Source organism: Undibacterium sp. 5I2, from assembly GCF_035019605.1.
In the GTDB taxonomy this organism is placed as follows: Bacteria; Pseudomonadota; Gammaproteobacteria; order Burkholderiales; family Burkholderiaceae_D; genus Undibacterium.
On sequence record NZ_JASJVS010000147.1, the window covers coordinates 1 to 928 of the forward strand.

The window sequence follows — 928 nt, forward strand, 5'->3', positions numbered from 1 at the left end:
CGCCGCGCAGCTGTGGCAGAAACAGGCACTATCTTAAACTCTTTGAATAATTGTCTGGACTTAGGGGGCCACTTTAAACTATGCAATAGTAAGGAGTGATGGTGACTGTAAGAAAAACACTAGAAAAAAGTCTTTTTCCAACAAGTTCATCAAAAATCTGACTAGGGTTTCAAACCCTAGTCAGATTTTTGATGAAAATTGAAAAATTTTCCGCGCAGATTGCCATATCCGCAGAATGTGCTGGGCCTTGACAAGATAAATCGTTCTGAATCTACCGACGTTCACAAGCCCTATAGGTATTTTATTGCTATTAGGGTAATATTATCCTCAACATAAAATGACAGCGATGCCGGGTTTGCCCGCCTTATGCAGCCAACCTGCCGCAAGCCCATCGCTGTCAGGCTTTATTCATCTTATTTGCTTTAAAAAAGACATTCCATGACCCAAATTGCCAACAACCTCGCCTCAGATTCGTGGGCGATTGCCGATCTTTTGCGTGGGGATTTCAGGCAAAGCCAATATGGCCGCGTCATTCTGCCGTTTTGCTTATTGCGTCGGCTGGAATGCGTGCTGGAATCCAGCAAACAGGCGGTGCTGGCTGAGCAGCAAAAGGTCCAGGCGCTGAATCTGCCGGAAGAGGCGCAAGAGAAAATGATCTTGCGTGCGACAGGAGGGCTGTCGTTCTTCAACACCTCCAAGATGGATTTGTCTAAGCTGGGTGAAACCGGGATCAAGGCCAATCTGGAAAGTTATATCCAAAGTTTTTCCAAAGACGCCCGGCAGATTTTTGAATACTTTAACTTCGCGGAATTCATCGGCCAGCTAAACGACGCCAATTTGCTCTACAAGGTGTAAAGTGGCCCCCTAAGTCCAGACAATTATTCAAAGAGTTTAAGATAGTGCCTGTTTCTGCCACAGCTGCGCGGCG

1 protein-coding gene is annotated in these 928 nt (G+C 46.2%); it reads left to right on the forward strand.

Annotated features, from left to right (window positions below):
- Positions 1-438 precede the first annotated feature (438 nt).
- Entirely contained in the window at positions 439-855 is a 417-nt protein-coding gene (locus QN359_RS19750; RefSeq protein WP_322249203.1) for a type I restriction-modification system subunit M N-terminal domain-containing protein, read from the forward strand.
- Positions 856-928 lie beyond the last annotated feature (73 nt).

Bases quoted from the DNA above. Each gene is read 5' to 3' on its own strand.
- QN359_RS19750 (WP_322249203.1), top strand. From the start codon at position 439: ATGACCCAAATTGCCAACAACCTCGCCTCAGATTCGTGGGCGATTGCC.